The sequence below is a fragment of the Pseudomonas sp. CHM02 genome (genome assembly GCF_000612585.1).
Classification (GTDB): Bacteria; Pseudomonadota; Gammaproteobacteria; order Pseudomonadales; family Pseudomonadaceae; genus Aquipseudomonas.
Genome location: NZ_JFCA01000001.1, coordinates 40,816 through 58,282 on the forward strand (window position 1 = coordinate 40,816; position 17,467 = coordinate 58,282).

Consider the following 17,467-nt stretch of genomic DNA (forward strand, 5'->3'; position numbering starts at 1 on the left):
AATGGCCATCGTTGATACGTCAAACAACACGGCAGTCCAGGACCTTTTCAACTCGAAGGTCAAGTCCGCGCAAGACAACAGCAGCGTCGGTGACGCAGCCAAGTCGGCGACAGGCAATCAGTCGCTGGGCAAGGATGCGTTCCTGCAACTGCTCGTGACCCAGCTGAAAAACCAGAACCCGCTGTCGCCGCAAGACAACGGCGCGTTCGTGGCACAACTGGCGCAGTTCAGCAGCCTGGAAGGCATCAACACCCTGAACGACTCGGTGAATGCGATCTCCAGCAACTTCAGCTCGTCGCAGGCACTGCAGGCGTCGTCGCTGGTAGGCCGCTCGATCATCATCCAGACCGACAAGGCCATGGTTGATACGAGCAAGAGCATGACCGGTTCGGTGGATGTCACAGCGGCGACCGGCAACGTCTCCGTCAAGATCACCGACAAAGACGGCAATGTGGTGCGCACCATCGAGATGGGCGCCCAGAGCGCCGGTACTCAGAGCTTTATCTGGGATGGCAAGAACGACAAGGGCGAGGTGGCTCCTGCGGGCACCTACACCTTCAATGCCACCACCAAGAACGACAAGGGCGACTCCGTTGCCCTGGCCACTTCGCTGCCAGCGACGGTAACGAGCGTGACCCTGAGCAAGACCGGCGGCGAAATGCTGCTCAACCTTGCAGGCGGCATGGGCAGCGTCAAGCTGTCGCAAATTCAGACTATCGGTACATAGAGCCGGCTAAATACGGCAGAGGGAGAGAAACATGTCTTTTAACATCGGCCTTAGCGGCCTCTATGCGGCCAACAAACAACTGGACGTGACCGGCAACAACATCGCCAACGTCGCGACCACCGGCTTCAAGTCGTCCCGTGCGGAATTCGCGGACATCTATGCCGCCTCCAAACTGGGCACCGGCCAGAACAGCATCGGCAACGGTGTGAACCTGGCGGCCGTGTCCCAGCAGTTCACCCAAGGTGACGTCAACGGCAGCGGCGGCATCCTGGACATGGCGATCCAGGGCGGTGGCTTCTTCGTCCAGAAGGGCAGCGACGGTTCGCTGGAGTACACCCGCAGTGGTGCCTTCCGTGCCGACAAAGACGGCTACATTACCAACAACACCGGCACTTCGCGCCTGCAAGGCTACGCGGCGGACGAGGACGGCAAGATCATCAAGGGCGGCCTGGTCGACCTGCAACTGAACCTGTCGAACCTGCCACCCAAGGCGTCCACCAAAGTGGATTCCACCAGTAACCTGAACTCCTCGGAGCCGGCGATCGACCAGGTGGCCAAGCCGTTCAACCCGAACGAGACCAGCACCTTCACCACCCAGTACAGCACCACCTTGTACGACTCCCAGGGCAACGCGCATCCCATGGTGCAGTACCTGGTGAAAACCGACGGCAACAAGTGGAACGCCTATACCCTGATTGACGGCCGCAACCCTGACGGTTCGGCGCCAACCGGTACGCCGTCGACTCCGCCTGTACCATCGACCTTGACCTTCGATGGCAACGGCAAGCTGACCAGCGTCGTGACCGCTGGTGTCTCCGACAAGACCCTGACCATCACCGGCTGGATCCCGGGTACCGTGACGGATGGTGTGTGGAAGGCAAACGGCGCGAACGCCAACCCGACAGGGATCGCCGTCAACATGGCCAATATCACCCAGTACAACTCGGCCACTTACCGCAACCCACCGGTCACCGATGGCTACGCCACCGGCCAGATCACTGGCCTGAAAATCGATGGCAACGGCGTACTATTCGCCACGTTCAGCAACCAGCAGAGCAAGGCCATTGGCCAGATCTCCCTGGCCAGCTTCAACAACGAACAAGGCCTGCAGCCTGCCGGCGGTACTACCTGGAGGGAGACCTTCGCGTCGGGCCAGCCAGGTTATGACACCCCGCAAGCCGGTACCCTGGGTTCGATCGTGGCCAACTCCCTGGAGAACTCCAACGTCAACCTGACCAACGAGCTGGTGGACCTGATCAAGGCCCAGAGCAACTATCAGGCGAACGCCAAGACCATCTCCACCCAGAGCACCATCATGCAGACCATCATTCAGATGACCTGATGCGGTAGCGCTCAACAAGAAGCCCCTCGCAAGAGGGGCTTTTTTGTGGGTGTAGGAAAAGTGCCCGCGACACATCGGGTTACTGGCTTCGAGGTCTGGGAAGGAACGTGCCGTACCCGTCCTGCCACTGATTGGACCGGAGCCTGGGTGGCTCACCAATCAAGGGAGCACGGGTATGTGGCATTCAGGAGTGTCCGGGCCAGGGGCTGGACGTGTGGGGTATAGGCCTGGCCTGGCCGGTGGCGATACACCTGTCGTCGCGGCAGTGGCTGAAGTGTCTGCGGTCAGGCAGTTGCTCGACGAGCTGTTCGATGCGCAGCTGACCAGCAAGAACCAGACGGTTCAAGATACGCGCGACAAGTTGAATGCGCTGCGCAAGAAGCTGGGGGATGAGGCATTCAGGGAAATACTCAACAAGCTGATCGAAGAGGCGGGTGAGGCGTTTCGTGAGTTTCTCAGGCGGCTGTTGAAGGAGTGGTTTCCCAATGATGGGAATGTACGTCCACCTGCACCATCTGTGTCGCCTGGCGGTCGTGGTGACGGTGGCCGCGGCCCTGGCGTTCCTCGAAGTGATTTTGGGCCTTCTGAGCCCATGAGCGACAAGCCAATCACTGAGGGTTCAGAGCACTTCAATTACAAGCCCGATAACAGCAACCCCGGCAAAAAACCTGACAATATCTGGAGTGGATTCAGTCAGGGCCCCGATGGCAATTGCATCACGGTGTCCGCCATAAAAGCCGCAATGATGCAGTTTGGACAGAAGCCAACCGATGTCTTCAAAGAGGTGAGGGCGACAGCGAACGGCTACGACGTGACGATGCGCGATGGCTTCATGCTGTCATTGACCAAAGACGAAGTAAAACAAGCGGCCAGGCACGCACAATTCAAGGGGGATGACCCGGCGATGATGACGGATGCCAACTTCATGTATGCCGCGAGTGCCAAGCGGGCGCAAATGGAGAACAACGATGGCACGGCGGGGCGCAGTTTCATGGCTGCGATGAACAGCCTCAATGATGGAGAGCACCCCCGTGAAGGTCTGGATCGTCTTGGGTTGCGCAATAATTATCAGGTGGGTCAGGCTAAGGATTTCAGGGCGGGAATGGTCGGTACGGTAGAGTACGGAGATCATTCCATGGCGGTAATCGGTAATCGGGTTGAGTTGTGGGGGCGGCGAGGTGGCGAGCCTGGGGAAGGCATCATGACGGTGTTGTACTCATAAAAAACAAAACCCCCGATAAACCCAACTGCAACCAGGGTTTATCGGGGGTTACTCAATCCCGGCTATTCAAGCCCGGGACCGGCTCAGCTTATTGGCAAGCTTCGCAATCCGGCTCGTCGATCGCGCAGGCTTTTGGCACGGGTGCCGGGCCGGCTGGAGCGGCGAGGACCGAATCATCACCGTGGTTGCCGCCGCTGGAAACAGCGTTCAGCTTACCGGTGTTGATGGTCGACTTCTCGGTGCTGGTCGCGGCCAGGGCACGGAGGTAGTAAGTGGTTTTCAGGCCACGGTACCAAGCCATGCGATAGGTCACGTCCAGCTTCTTGCCCGAAGCGCCGGCGATGTACAGGTTCAGGGACTGGGCCTGGTCGATCCACTTCTGACGACGGCTGGCGGCGTCAACGATCCACTTGGTGTCCACTTCGAAGGCCGTCGCGTAGAGCTCTTTGAGTTCTTGCGGGATGCGCTCGATCTGCTGCACGGAACCGTCGTAGTACTTCAGGTCGTTGATCATGACCGAGTCCCACAGGCCGCGGACTTTCAGGTCGCGGACCAGGTACGGGTTGATCACGGTGAATTCGCCCGACAGGTTCGATTTCACATACAGGTTCTGGTAGGTCGGTTCGATCGACTGCGATACGCCGGTGATGTTGGCGATGGTCGCGGTCGGTGCGATGGCCATGATGTTGGAGTTACGAATGCCTTTCTGCACACGGGCACGTACCGGCGCCCAGTCCAGGGATTCGTTCAGGTCTACGTCGATGTACTTCTGGCCACGGGCTTCGATCAGGATCTGTTGCGAATCCAGCGGCAGGATGCCTTTGGACCACAGCGAACCCTGGAACGTCTCGTAGGCGCCGCGCTCGTCGGCCAGGTCGCAGGAAGCCTGGATCGCGTAGTAGCTGACCGCTTCCATGGACTTGTCGGCGAACTCGACAGCAGCATCCGAACCGTAAGGAATGTGTTGCAGGTACAGCGCGTCCTGGAAGCCCATGATGCCCAGGCCGACCGGACGGTGCTTGAAGTTGGAGTTCTGCGCCTGTGGCACCGAGTAGTAGTTGATGTCGATCACGTTATCGAGCATGCGAACGGCGGTGTTGACGGTGCGCTCCAGCTTGGCGGTGTCCAGCTTGCCGTTGACGATGTGGTTCGGCAGGTTGATCGAGCCCAGGTTGCAAACGGCGATCTCGTCCTTGTTGGTGTTCAAGGTGATCTCGGTGCACAGGTTCGAGCTATGGACCACGCCCACGTGCTGCTGCGGGCTGCGCAGGTTGCACGGGTCCTTGAAGGTCAGCCATGGGTGGCCGGTTTCAAACAGCATGGACAGCATTTTGCGCCACAGGTCTTTGGCCTGGATGGTCTTGAACAGCTTGACCTTGCCTGGGTACTCGGTGAGGGCTTCGTAGTACTCGTAGCGCTCTTCGAAGGCTTTACCGGTCAGGTCGTGCAGGTCCGGGACTTCGGATGGCGAGAACAGGGTCCACTTGCCGTCATCGAAGACGCGCTTCATGAACAGGTCAGGGATCCAGTTGGCGGTGTTCATGTCGTGGGTACGACGACGGTCATCACCGGTGTTCTTGCGCAGTTCGATGAACTCTTCAATGTCCATGTGCCAGGTTTCCAGGTAGGCACAGACAGCGCCTTTGCGCTTGCCACCCTGGTTCACGGCTACGGCGGTGTCGTTCACGACTTTCAGGAACGGTACAACACCCTGGGACTTGCCGTTGGTGCCCTTGATGTACGAACCCAGTGCACGCACCGGCGTCCAGTCGTTGCCCAGGCCGCCGGCGAATTTGGACAGCATGGCGTTGTCGTGGATCGCGTGGTAGATGCCCGACAGATCATCCGGCACGGTGGTCAGGTAGCAGCTGGACAGCTGTGGACGCAGGGTGCCGGCGTTGAACAGGGTCGGGGTCGAAGACATGTAGTCGAAGGACGACAGCAGGTTGTAGAACTCGATGGCACGGTCTTCTTTCTGCTTCTCTTCGATCGCCAGGCCCATGGCCACACGCATGAAGAACACTTGCGGCAGTTCGAAGCGGATACCGTCCTTGTGGATGAAGTAACGGTCGTACAGGGTTTGCAGGCCCAGGTAGGTGAACTGCTGGTCGCGCTCGTGGTTGATCGCCTTGCCGAGTTTTTCCAGGTCGAAGGTGGCCAGGACCGGGTTCAGCAATTCGAATTCGATACCCTTGGCGATGTAGGCAGGCAGGGCCTTGGCGTACAGGTCAGCCATCTCGTGGTGGGTGGCGCTGTCGGCGACTTTCAGGAAGCCCAGGCCTTCGGCACGCAGGGTGTCCATCAGCAGGCGCGCGGTCACGAACGAGTAGTTCGGCTCACGCTCTACCAGGGTGCGGGCGGTCATCACCAGGGCGGTGTTGACGTCGGTCAGGGCCACGCCGTCGTACAGGTTCTTCAGGGTTTCGCGCTGGATCAGGTCACCATCGACTTCTTCCAGGCCTTCGCAGGCCTCGGTGATGATGGTGTTCAGGCGGCCCAGGTCCAGCGGCGCGAAGCTGCCATCGGCCAGGGTGATACGGATCGACGGATGCGCTTGCACGGCGGCTTCTTCGGCCGGGGAGCGTACGGCACGTTCCTTGGCGCGCGAATCACGGTAGATCACGTAGTCGCGGGCGACTTTCTGCTCGCCGGCACGCATCAGGGCCAGTTCGACCTGGTCCTGGATTTCTTCGATGTGGATGGTGCCGCCCGATGGCATGCGACGCTTGAAGGTCGCGGTGACTTGTTCGGTCAGGCGGGCAACGGTGTCATGGATGCGCGACGAAGCGGCAGCGGTGCCGCCTTCAACTGCAAGAAACGCTTTGGTGATGGCGACGGTGATTTTGTCATCGGTGTAAGGAACGACAGTGCCGTTACGCTTGATCACTCGCAATTGGCCGGGTGCGGTGGCGGACAGATCCAGGTTCGAATCAGCGGCCTGCGGCACGGAGCCTTGCGGGTTCTCGCGAGTTGTGTCGGTTTGCATGGGGGGGTGTCTCCACATTCTATATTTATTTGGGCACCATCACGGTGCCCACCGTTCCGTCCTGAAGCACTTACAGCAGGCCTGGGCCTGGCATAACAACTTCGGGACAGGAGGAAGGGAGCTGTTCGCGCCGCTTCCATGCCGAAGTCTTCGGTTCGGGGCTGACAAGCCCTTGGCCGTATTCCTGGTGGGTGACAGTTGCCAGCTTCAAGCACTGCAACACCCGTACCGTTTTGCGCTGTAGGAGCGTGAAAACGGCTGCCATCCGCGTGCGCGGTTTGGGCTTTCAAAAAATGCTTTGGTTTAACCAAACGAGAGCAAGAAAGGGCTTGAGTTTCTTGTCTGATCTGTGTTTGGTTTTTTCGCTTAAAACCCTACATGTAGGGTTTTTTTAGCGCCGACCTACAAGATAATGCGTTTTCGGGGGCTTAGCAACGCACTACCTGTGGATAACGCTGTGGGTAAAATGTGTATGAAACGTGGAACACCCGTGTAGGCCGCATTGCTGCTGGATTCGGCCGTTTGTCACCGAATATTCCAAGGCAAAAACAGCAGGTTGGATTTTTGAGGGCGCGAACCCTATCACAAAAAAATGCGATCACCGAATGGATTTCCCTGCTTGTGTTTGAGGGCTGGCCCATGGCTACAATCGACCTTTATCCTCGCGATATCTTGCTCGCCCCACATGACAACTGTAGGCGCGAGCTTGCTCGCGAAGGACGCCAACGGTAACGCTGGCATCCTGAGTGAGCGCGGCGTCCTTATGTTTTTCGCGGGCAAGCCCGCTCCTACAATAATGAGAACCGAGGTAACGCATGGAGCAAGAAGCCTGGCAGGTATTGATCGTCGAGGACGACCAGCGACTGGCCGAATTGACCCGTGAGTATCTGGAGAGCAACGGCCTGCGGGTGTCGGTGGAGGGGGATGGCGCCCTGGCCGCGGCGCGCATCATCGCCGAACAGCCGGACCTGGTGATTCTCGACCTGATGCTGCCCGGCGAAGACGGCCTGAGCATCTGCCGCAAGGTGCGCGAGCGCTATGACGGCGTGATCCTGATGCTTACCGCGCGCACCGACGACATGGATCAAGTGCTGGGCCTGGACATGGGCGCCGACGACTACGTGTGCAAACCCGTGCGCCCACGCTTGCTGCTGGCGCGCATCCAGGCCCTGCTGCGACGCAGCGAACCGGCGGAACCGGCGGTCGCGGAGAGCCAGCGCCGCCTGCAATTCGGTCCCTTGGTGGTGGACAACGCCCTGCGCGAGGCCTGGCTGAATAATGACGGCATCGAACTGACCAGCGCCGAATTCGACCTGCTGTGGCTGCTGGTAGCGAATGCCGGGCGCATTCTGTCCCGCGAAGAAATCTTCATCGCCCTGCGCGGCATCGGCTACGACGGCCAGGACCGTTCCATCGATGTGCGTATCTCTCGCATACGCCCCAAGATAGGCGACGACCCGATCCACCCGCGCCTGATCAAGACCATCCGCAGCAAAGGCTACCTGTTCGTCCCCGAAGCCGCCGCCGACATGTCGCTGTGAACTCGATCTTCCTGCGCATCTACGGGGGCATGTGCGCGGCGCTGATCCTGGTCGCGCTGCTCGGGGTGCTGGCCCTGCACTTGCTCAACGAGGTGCGCAGCGGCCAGTACCGCGAGCGCCTGGCCCACGGCACCTTCGCGCTGATGGGCGATAACCTGCAGCCCATGAGCACCATCGAGCGTCAACGTGCCCTGGCGGTGTGGGAGCGCTTGCTGGGGATCCCGCTGGAATTGCGCCCGCTGGCCGATGCGCAACTGGACTTGAGCCAGCGCAATCGCCTGCAACGTGGCCAGGTGCTGGTGGAGCAGACCGGGCCTCACGCCGCACGGGTGCTGCGATTGGTCAGTGATCAGGAACAACTGGTGCTCGCGGGCGAAGTGCAGCAGATCAGCGAACAGCTGGCGCGCGCGACTATCTACCTGCTCGCCGACGAACTGGTGCGCTTCCCGGTGGCCGAGCAGCCGCAACGCCTAGCGGACATAAAGGAAGCCAAGGGGTTTGGCTTCGACATGCACCTGATGCCCCTCGACCAGGCCGATATGGACGAAGACCAGCGCCGCCGCGTATCGGAAGGCGATACGGTAATGGCCCTGGGCAAGGGCGGCGATTCGATCCGCGTGTTTGCCGGCATGGTCGGTACGCCGTGGGTGCTGGAAATCGGCCCCTTGTATCAAATGAACCCTTACCCGGCGCAATGGCTGATCCTGATCGCCTTGATCAGCCTGACCCTGATCGGTTTGATCGTCTATCTATTGGTACGCCAGCTTGAACGTCGACTGCGCGGCCTGGAAGCCGCCGCCACCCGCATCGCCAAGGGCAACCTGGAGGTCCGTGTGCCGGCTCGTGGTGCCGACTCGGTGGGGCGCCTGGCGGCGGCGTTCAATGGCATGGCCGAGCACTTGCAGCAGTTGCTGGCGATCCAGCGTGAACTGGTGCGCGCGGTATCCCACGAATTGCGTACCCCGGTGGCGCGTTTGCGTTTCGGCCTGGAGATGGTTGGCGATGCCACTACCCCCGAGGCGCGGCGCAAATACCTGGACGGCATGGACAGTGATATCCAGGACCTCGACGGGCTGGTGGATGAAATGCTGACTTACGCGCGCCTGGAACAAGGCTCGCCGGAGCTGAATTTCCAGCGGGTTGACCTGGATGCGCTGCTCGATCAGGTGATCGGCGAATTGTCGCCACTGCGCCCACAGGTGAGTGTGGCCCGGGGTATTTGCCTGTCTTCGGCGCATTGGGATGACGCCTGGGTCGACGCCGAGCCGCGTTACCTGCACCGTGCCCTGCAGAATTTGGTGAGCAATGCGATGCGTCATGCCCAGGGCCAGGTGTTGATCAGTTATCAGGTGGGCCAGGTGCGCTGTCGCATCGATGTCGAAGACGACGGCCCCGGCGTGCCGGAAAGTGCCTGGGAACGTATCTTCACGCCGTTCCTGCGCCTGGATGACAGCCGCACCCGCGCCTCGGGTGGGCATGGCCTGGGGTTGTCGATTGTGCGGCGGATTATCTACTGGCACGGCGGGCGGGCGTTGATCAGCAAGAGCAACAATCTGGGTGGGGCGTGCTTTAGCCTGAGCTGGCCGAGGGATCAGGATAAGCCTTGATATTGCTATCGCCGGCAAGCCGGCTCTACAGGGGGGGGCGCGTCGCACGTGTAGGCGCGGGCTTGCCGGCGATGACGGTCAATCAGGCGCCGACAGCCACCAGGCTCAACAGTTGTCCATCGTTCAACGCAAATTGCCCAACCAACTCTTTGCCATGGCACCACTCGCCGGACAGGTCCGTCAGCAACCGCAGCCGAAACTGGCCGGAATCTGACCACTCCAGCAACTCAGCATGCTCAAAGTAAAAACGCGTCTGCACGATCGGGTACAGCGCCTTGAACAGGCTTTCCTTGGCCGAAAACGTCAGCGTCACCAACTGCGCGATCTGCTCTCTTGGCAAGGCGGCCATGCGCTGCAACTCATCCGCCGTCAGGATTTCTCCCGCCAACCGCTCCGCCCGTTCCAGGCTCAACACGTTCTCCAGGTCCATGCCCAGTCCGCGCCATTGCGCCTTGTGCGCGACAATCGCGGCGGCATGCCCGGTGCTGTGCGTGATGGAGCCGCTGATGTGCGCCGGCCACACCGGTGCACGGTCTTCACCGATCGCGGGGATGTAATTGAGGTGATCGAGTTGTTGCAGGGCGGCGCGGGCGCACAGCCGCCCAGCCAGGAACTCGGCCTGACGCTTGGCCACCGAGCGCTGGATGCTGGCCGGTGGCGGCACGGCGCTGCGCTGGAAGTCGCTTGCCGTTAATAAGCTCGGGTCAAAACGCGTGCTGAGAAACACAGCGCCCTGCAAGGGTTCAGGCAGGGGCCAATGGGCGTCGAGTGGGGTGCAGCAAGCAGGTAGGGGATTCATGGGCGGTATTTTGCCGAGTTGATAGGCAGGAGGATAGTCCGCTGCGGTTCAGGTGCGGTTCAGAGCCTGTTCAGGGGGAGTTCAGGGGCATCTGCGTAGTCTTGGACCTACACAAAGGCACACAGCCCAACGCGTAGAGGTAACCCCATGACTGCGATCAAAAAGCTGATGTTGGCGTTAACCATGCTCAGTGCCACGGCCGGGGCCCAGGCCGCCGACGGTGCCTTCGCCGCCTTCGGCAGTGAGAAAACCAAGAAATCCAGCACCCTGATCCAGCGTGTCAGCTTCGAAGAGGCCGGCAGCCAACCCACGCCTTGGGGCCAGTCCCTGGGCCTTGCAACCCCGCAGCCGGCCTATCGCACCGGCTATGAACACCTGACCGGGCAGTTCAATGGCATTAAACTGCGCCCGCAAGACCTGCAGGGCCGCTATGATATCCCTCTGTCGGACAGTTGATTTGCTTTGGAGAGCCTTATGAAATTGCTGGTGGTGGAAGATGAGGCGCTGCTGCGTCATCACCTGTTTACCCGCCTGACCGACAGCGGGCATGTGGTCGAGGCCGTGGCCAATGCCGAAGAGGCCCTGTACCAGACTGGCCAGTTCAATCATGACCTGGCGATCATCGACCTGGGCCTGCCCGGCATGGGCGGCCTGGACCTGATCCGCCAACTGCGTAGCCAGGCCAAGACCTTCCCGATCCTGATCCTCACCGCTCGTGGCAACTGGCAGGACAAGGTCGAAGGCCTGGCTGCCGGTGCCGACGACTACGTGGTCAAGCCGTTCCAGTTCGAAGAGCTGGAGGCGCGGATGAACGCCTTGCTGCGCCGCTCCAGCGGTTTTACCCAATCGACCATTGTGGCCGGCCCGTTGCTGCTGGACCTCAATCGCAAGCAGGCGTCCCTCGACGAACAGCCGCTGGCGCTGACGGCCTACGAATACCGCATCCTCGAATACCTGATGCGCCATCACCAGCAAGTGGTCGCCAAGGACCGCTTGATGGAGCAGCTCTACCCGGATGACGACGAGCGTGATCCGAATGTCATCGAAGTGCTGGTTGGCCGCCTGCGCCGCAAGCTGGAAGGGCCGGGCGGGTTCAAGCCGATCGACACAGTGCGTGGCCTGGGCTACCTGTTCAATGAGCGCTGCCGTTGATTCGCTCGTTACGCGTGCGCTTGATGCTGGCGGCCGCCACCCTGGCCGTGTTGTTCATGCTGGGCTTGTTGCCGGCCATGCAGGGGGCGTTCAGCCTGGCGTTGCAGGACTCCATCGAGCAGCGCCTGGCGTCGGACGTCACCACTCTGATCTCTGCCGCACGGGTCGAAAACAACCGCCTGCTGATGCCGGCGCAGTTGCCCGACGAGCGTTTCAACCTCACCGACAGCCGCTTGCTGGGCTATATCTATGACCGTGAAGGCCATCTGGTATGGCGCTCGCGGGCGACCAAGGAAGAAAACATCAATTACAAACCGCGCTATGACGGGCGCGGTAATGAATTTGCACGGATTCGCGAGGCCAACGGCCAGGAATTCTTCGTGTATGACGTCGAGGTCAAGCTGCTGGGCGGCAAGAGCGCGGCGTTCAGTATCGTCGCCCTGCAACCGGTGCGCGAATACCAACTGACCCTCGAAGGCCTGCGCGAGAACCTCTACCTGGGCTTCGGCGCGGCCTTGCTGGTGTTGCTGACCCTGCTGTGGCTGGGCCTGACCTGGGGCCTGCAGGCTCTGCGGCGGCTGAGCCAGGAACTCGACCAGATCGAAGGCGGCACTCGCGAAAGTCTTTCCGAACAACACCCCCGCGAACTGTTGCGCCTCACCGGCTCCCTCAACCGCTTGCTGCACAGTGAGCGTGAGCAACGGGCGCGCTACCGCGACTCCCTCGACGACCTGGCCCACAGCCTGAAAACCCCGCTGGCGGTGTTGCAAGGCGTGAGCGAAGACATGGCCCAGCGCCCGGAAGATCGCGACCAGGCCTGGGTACTGCAGTCGCAGATCGAGCGCATGAGCCAGCAAATCAGCTACCAGTTGCAACGGGCCAGCCTGCGCAAAAGCGGCCTGGTGCGCCACCAGGTTCGGCTGGAACCGGTGCTGCAAAGCCTCTGCGATACGCTGGATAAGGTGTACCGCGACAAGCGCGTCACGGTGCGCTTCGAGCTGCCGGAGGAATGCGATGTGCCGATCGAGAAGGGCGCGTTGCTGGAGTTGCTCGGCAACCTGCTGGAAAACGCTTACCGCCTGTGTTTGAGCGAAGTGCGCATCAGCTTCGTGGAAAACCTGGAAGGCAGTGAGCTGTGCATTGAAGATGATGGTCCTGGCGTGCCACCGGATCAACGTGCGCGCATCCTGCAAAGGGGTGAGCGGCTGGATCGTCAGCATCCGGGGCAGGGGATTGGCTTGGCGGTGGTCAAGGACATCATTGAAAGCTACGGCGCGCGGCTGACCTTGGGCGATTCGCCTTTGGGCGGCGCCGCGTTCAAGATTCACTTCCCGGCTTTGTGATCTCCATTGGCTGTGCCGGCCTCTTCGCAGGCAAGCCAGCTCCCACAGTGGATTGTGTTCACACATCAGAATGTGTGTGAATCGGGTCAAAATGTGGGAGCTGGCTTGCCTGCGATGAGGCCAGTCCAGACATCGCCGCTCTAGCTTTCCTGCGCTCGATACGCCCCCGGCGTCAGCCCTGTCCACTTCTTGAACGCCCGATGAAACGCCGACGGTTCGGAAAATCCGAGCTGCTCGGCAATCTCCTGCAACGACAAATCCGCGCGGCCCAGATGATAGATGGCGATGTCCCGCCGCAGTTCATCCTTGAGCGCCTGAAAGCTGGTGCCTTCTTCGCGCAAATGCCTGCGCAGCGTCTGCGGGCTGATGTGCAGATGCTGGGCGACGGTTTCCAGGTCTGGCCAGGGCGTGCGGTCACGGCTGAGCAAGCGGCGTAGCTGGCTGCTCAAACTGTCGCCTTCGTCCGGCCGAGACAGCAGGTCGGCCGGCGAGCGCTCTAGAAAGTGCCTGAGTGTGCGTTCATCCTGCAACAGCGGCAGCTTCAAATAGCGCGCGGGAAACACCAGGCTGCTGTTCGGTGCACCGAATACCTGGCGACAGGGAAACAGCAGGTCATATTCGCTGGCGTGCGCCGGCATTGAGTAGCTGAAGGTGGCCTGGTGCAGTCGGATGCGTTGGCCGATCAGCCAACTGCCCAGGCGATGCCAGATCACCAGCAGGCATTCAGTCAGGAAGTGATCCGGGTCCCACAACTGCGTGTCATCCAGGCTCAGGCGTGCCATTTCGCCTTCGCGTGTCAGCTGCCAGCGCGGCCCTTGTGGGAATAGGCTATAAAATAATAAACCGCGTTCCAGAGCTTTCTCCAGGGTGCGGCAGTGGATCAGCGCGTGGCACATCATGGCGAAGGTACCGCGTTTGCTGGGCCCGTCGGCGAACCCCAGGTATTCGTCATCCAGCGCCAGCCAAAGCATCTGCAGCAACCGGGTGAATTGCTCCGGGGCGATGCGGGCGCGAGGTTCGGTCAGTAATTCCGGGGTGATGCCCACCTGCGCCAACAGGCCCGAATAGTCGTAGCCGGCCCGATGCGCCCCGCCGAGGGCTGCCCGGGCGTAGTGACTGGCGATGGTACGTTCACGCATGCGAAGGCCTCGTCCATGGAAGGGCGGATCGTAGCATCCCCGGAGAGGGTCACAAGGCGGATATCCGCCAAATTGTAGGACGAGATCGGATCAGTGGGCGGAAATCCGCCACTCGATTGAGCGCTCGGGAGGGCGACCGAAAACCCTGAGCCCTGATGTCTAAAGGCCTTCAGGGTTTTTCGGCAAAGTGGCACGGCGTTTGCGATAAGGATGACAGCGCAGGCTTGCGTCTATAGGCCTCGCAAACAACAAATCCCTCCAGTGCAGGAGGGTTCGCAATTCAAGTGTCGTGGGCAATGGCGGATATTTGCCACACGGGACGATTGAGGAATTTTGCAATGACGACTCGTCAGCCAATCTACAAATCCCTGTACTTCCAGGTGATCGTTGCAATCGTTATCGGTATTTTGCTCGGTCACTTCTACCCGCAGACCGGCGTGGCCCTCAAGCCACTGGGTGACGGGTTCATCAAACTGATCAAAATGGTCATCGCCCCGATCATCTTCTGCACCGTTGTCAGCGGCATCGCTGGCATGCAAAGCATGAAATCGGTCGGCAAAACCGGCGGCTATGCGCTGCTGTACTTCGAAATCGTTTCTACCATCGCGCTGCTGATCGGCTTGATCGTGGTGAACGTCGTGCAGCCGGGCGCCGGCATGCACATCGACGTAGCGACCCTGGACGCCTCCAAAGTGGCGGCCTACGTCACTGCCGGTAAAGACCAGAGCATCGTCGGCTTTATCCTCAACGTGATCCCTAACACCATCGTCGGCGCGTTCGCCAACGGCGACATCCTGCAAGTGCTGATGTTCTCGGTGATCTTCGGTTTCGCCCTGCACCGCCTGGGTGCCTACGGCAAGCCGGTGCTGGACTTCATCGATCGCTTCGCTCACGTGATGTTCAACATCATCAACATGATCATGAAGCTCGCGCCAATCGGTGCCCTGGGTGCCATGGCGTTCACCATCGGTGCCTACGGCGTGGGTTCCCTGGTGCAGTTGGGCCAGTTGATGATCTGCTTCTACATCACCTGCGTCCTGTTCGTGCTGGTGGTGCTCGGTGCTATCTGCCGCGCCCACGGTTTCAGCGTGATCAAACTGATCCGCTACATCCGTGAAGAGCTGCTGATCGTTCTGGGTACTTCGTCCTCCGAATCCGCACTGCCACGCATGCTGATCAAGATGGAGCGCCTGGGTGCCAAGAAGTCCGTAGTAGGCCTGGTGATCCCGACTGGCTACTCGTTCAACCTCGACGGTACTTCGATCTACCTGACCATGGCTGCCGTGTTCATCGCCCAGGCGACTGACACCCACATGGACATCACCCACCAGATCACCCTGCTGCTGGTGCTGCTGCTGTCCTCCAAAGGCGCTGCAGGCGTGACCGGTTCGGGCTTCATCGTACTGGCTGCCACCCTGTCGGCCGTAGGCCACCTGCCGGTTGCCGGCCTGGCGCTGATCCTGGGTATCGACCGCTTCATGTCCGAAGCCCGTGCGCTGACCAACCTCGTTGGTAACGCCGTAGCCACCATCGTTGTGGCCAAGTGGGTCAAGGAGCTGGACACCGACAAGCTGCAAAGCGAGCTGGCGTCTGGTGGTACCGGTATCTCGGAAACCCGCGAAATCGATGACCTGGGTGTTGCTGAAGGCCCTGCCCCTGTCGTCAAGTAAGCGGCTGATGGCGTGACCTGACGCCAACCGCTACGCACAAACGCCCCGACTGGTTCGGGGCGTTTGCGTTTCTGGCGCGCCACTTTTTGCATTTTTTGATTTACATTAAGTAAGTACTTCATCAAATTGCGATAAAGCCTGTATCTATTGGGCGGCCGTTCACCCGGGTCGGTCTAAGCTGATGAAACTCGCGTGGGGTTGTCCGCTCTAAAATCCATTGGCCAGCCGCAGGGCTGCGCTGCATCGCTTGCAGGAGTCTTGATGGACAGTGTGGATCTGAATGTCTTGCGCAGCGTGCTCGAATGGCGCCGTGCCGGGCAGCAAGTCGTGTTGTACAGCGTTGTTCAGACCTGGGGCAGTGCGCCGCGTCCGCCAGGTGCCATGCTGGCGCTGCGGGGCGATGGCGTGGTGATTGGCTCGGTGTCGGGCGGTTGCATCGAGGACGACTTGATTGCGCGCCTGCAGGATGGCCGGCTGGCGCAGGATGGGCCGCCGGTGCAATTGGTCACCTACGGCGTTACCCGCGATGAGGCGGCCCGTTTCGGCTTGCCTTGTGGTGGCACGCTGCGCCTGACTGAAGAGCGCGTGGAAGACTGGGCCTGGGTGGCGCAGTTGCTGGAGCGCTGTGAAGCCCATGAGATCGTCGCCCGCGAGCTGGACCTGGCCACCGGCGGTGTGAGCTTGAGCAGCGCGAGCAAGACCGACGTGGTCACCTTCGACGGTGAACGCCTGCGGGCCATCTACGGTCCGCGCTGGCGTCTGCTGCTGATCGGCGCCGGGCAACTGTCGCGCTATGTGGCAGAGATGGCGCGACTGCTGGATTTCGACGTGTTGATCTGCGATCCGCGTGATGAATTCGTCTACGGTTGGCAGGAACAGCACGGGCGCTTCGTGCCGGGGATGCCCGATGAAGCGGTGCTGAATATCCAGACGGATGAGCGCACGGCCATCGTCTGCCTGACCCATGACCCGCGGCTGGATGACATGGCGTTGCTGACGGCGTTGAACTCCAGCGCGTTCTACATTGGCGCGCTGGGGTCACGGGTCAACAGCCAGAAGCGGCGCGAAAACCTGGCTGCGCTGGGGTTGTCTGCCGAGGCGATCGCACGTCTGCATGGGCCGATTGGCTTGCATATCGGCAGCCATACCCCGTCGGAGATCGCGCTCTCGCTGATGGCGGAAATAGTCGCGATCAAGAACGGCGTGGTGCCGATGCAGAAAAAGCCGCTGCCGGTCGTGGCTGAGTGACGATTACCGCGATTGTATTGGCGGCGGGGCAGGGCAGTCGCTATCGCGCTGTGGCGGGGGCTGACCAGGATAAGTTGCTGGCGGATTGTGTGGGGCTGGATGGCGTGACGCGGCCGGTGATCGAGCAGGTCCTGGTGAATCTGCCGGGTGCTGTGGTGGAGCGCTGGGTGGTGACTTCACCGGACCGGCTTGAAGTGATTCGCTTGGCAGAGGCCTACGGTTGCAAGGTATTGCTGCTGCGCTCAGCCGGCATGGGCGACAGCATTGCCGCTGCGGTCGCGGCCAGTGCTGGGGCGAACGGCTGGCTGGTGGTGCTGGGGGATATGCCGTTTATCCGGTCGTCTAGCATTGAGCGGGTGATCGACGGGCTGGAGGCGGGCGGCATCAGTGTGCCGGTGCAGGACGGGCAATATGGTCATCCTGTGGCGTTTAGCCAGGCATCAGGGCCGGGCCTGATGGCGCTGACCGGTGATCGTGGGGCCAAGCCGTTGTTTGCGCAGGCGACGGTATGTGAAGTGTCTGTTGATGATCCAGGCGTGCTCTGGGATGTCGACCTGCCACAGTCTTTAAATTACTCCCCGTCCTAATTGTAGGAGCTGGCTTGCCGGCGATAGCGTTAGGCCAGCCAACACACCTGTGGCGGATAGACCGCTATCGCCGGCAAGCCGGCTCTTACAGTTGAATGTGTACC

Annotated in this window: 14 protein-coding genes; 11 read left to right on the top strand and 3 right to left on the bottom strand. The window is 60.8% G+C overall.

Features of this window, described 5'->3' with window-relative positions; all coding sequences use genetic code 11:
* Position 1: 1 nt before the first annotated feature.
* From flgD to BM70_RS0100205, 3 genes are all read left to right on the top strand, one after another.
* Positions 2-727 (top strand): flagellar hook assembly protein FlgD, encoded by a 726-nt coding sequence (flgD, locus tag BM70_RS0100195; protein WP_025854127.1) that lies wholly within the window; start codon positions 2-4, stop codon positions 725-727.
* A gap of 31 nt (positions 728-758) precedes the next feature.
* Positions 759-2,069 carry a flagellar hook protein FlgE gene (gene flgE, locus BM70_RS0100200; protein WP_025854128.1) on the top strand — a complete coding sequence of 437 codons (1,311 nt, stop codon included), beginning with the start codon at positions 759-761 and terminating at the stop codon, positions 2,067-2,069.
* 292 nt (positions 2,070-2,361) lie between these two features.
* The gene (locus tag BM70_RS0100205) at positions 2,362-3,291 is read left to right on the top strand and encodes a hypothetical protein (protein ID WP_371262090.1); all 930 of its coding nucleotides are present in this window, start codon (positions 2,362-2,364) and stop codon (positions 3,289-3,291) included.
* An 88-nt stretch (positions 3,292-3,379) separates the two neighbouring features.
* On the opposite strand, the gene BM70_RS0100210 is transcribed toward BM70_RS0100205, so the two are convergent.
* A complete protein-coding gene (locus BM70_RS0100210; RefSeq protein WP_025854130.1) occupies positions 3,380-6,277 on the bottom strand; it encodes a ribonucleoside-diphosphate reductase subunit alpha in 2,898 nt (965 codons plus the stop codon).
* Between the two features lie 815 nt (positions 6,278-7,092).
* Between BM70_RS0100210 and BM70_RS0100215 the strand changes: the two genes are divergently transcribed.
* Positions 7,093-7,818 (top strand): response regulator, encoded by a 726-nt coding sequence (locus BM70_RS0100215; protein WP_025854131.1) that lies wholly within the window; start codon positions 7,093-7,095, stop codon positions 7,816-7,818.
* Positions 7,815-9,425 (top strand): ATP-binding protein, encoded by a 1,611-nt coding sequence (locus BM70_RS0100220; RefSeq protein ID WP_025854132.1) that lies wholly within the window; start codon positions 7,815-7,817, stop codon positions 9,423-9,425. The genes BM70_RS0100215 and BM70_RS0100220 overlap by 4 nt, the downstream gene beginning before the upstream one ends.
* 82 nt (positions 9,426-9,507) lie before the next feature.
* Here the strand turns inward: BM70_RS0100220 and BM70_RS0100225 are convergent, their stop codons facing one another.
* Positions 9,508-10,224 (bottom strand): 4'-phosphopantetheinyl transferase, encoded by a 717-nt coding sequence (locus tag BM70_RS0100225; protein WP_025854133.1) that lies wholly within the window; start codon positions 10,222-10,224, stop codon positions 9,508-9,510.
* A gap of 147 nt (positions 10,225-10,371) precedes the next feature.
* Between BM70_RS0100225 and BM70_RS0100230 the strand changes: the two genes are divergently transcribed.
* The 3 genes from BM70_RS0100230 to BM70_RS0100240 are packed head-to-tail and all read left to right on the top strand — an operon-like array spanning position 10,372 to position 12,719.
* A complete protein-coding gene (locus tag BM70_RS0100230; protein ID WP_025854134.1) occupies positions 10,372-10,680 on the top strand; it encodes a hypothetical protein in 309 nt (102 codons plus the stop codon).
* An 18-nt stretch (positions 10,681-10,698) separates the two neighbouring features.
* On the top strand, positions 10,699-11,376 hold the full coding sequence (locus tag BM70_RS0100235) for a response regulator (RefSeq protein WP_025854135.1): 678 nt from the start codon (positions 10,699-10,701) through the stop codon (positions 11,374-11,376).
* Complete coding sequence (locus BM70_RS0100240) at positions 11,373-12,719, top strand: ATP-binding protein (RefSeq protein ID WP_025854136.1); 1,347 nt, start codon at positions 11,373-11,375, stop codon at positions 12,717-12,719. The genes BM70_RS0100235 and BM70_RS0100240 overlap by 4 nt, the downstream gene beginning before the upstream one ends.
* Before the next feature lie 140 nt (positions 12,720-12,859).
* Here the strand turns inward: BM70_RS0100240 and BM70_RS0100245 are convergent, their stop codons facing one another.
* Positions 12,860-13,858, bottom strand: a complete 999-nt coding sequence (locus tag BM70_RS0100245) for an AraC family transcriptional regulator (protein ID WP_025854137.1) — start codon at positions 13,856-13,858, stop codon at positions 12,860-12,862.
* Positions 13,859-14,196: 338 nt separating this feature from the next.
* Here BM70_RS0100245 and BM70_RS0100250 point away from each other — a divergent pair, with 338 nt between their 5' ends.
* The 3 genes from BM70_RS0100250 to BM70_RS0100260 all read left to right on the top strand — a co-directional run bounded on the left by BM70_RS0100250 (position 14,197) and on the right by BM70_RS0100260 (position 17,363).
* A complete protein-coding gene (locus BM70_RS0100250; protein WP_025854138.1) occupies positions 14,197-15,528 on the top strand; it encodes a dicarboxylate/amino acid:cation symporter in 1,332 nt (443 codons plus the stop codon).
* 261 nt (positions 15,529-15,789) lie between these two features.
* Positions 15,790-16,776 (top strand): XdhC family protein, encoded by a 987-nt coding sequence (locus tag BM70_RS0100255; protein ID WP_025854139.1) that lies wholly within the window; start codon positions 15,790-15,792, stop codon positions 16,774-16,776.
* Complete coding sequence (locus tag BM70_RS0100260; protein WP_025854140.1) at positions 16,773-17,363, top strand: NTP transferase domain-containing protein; 591 nt, start codon at positions 16,773-16,775, stop codon at positions 17,361-17,363. Before BM70_RS0100255 ends, BM70_RS0100260 begins: the two co-directional genes overlap by 4 nt.
* Positions 17,364-17,467: the final 104 nt, after the last annotated feature.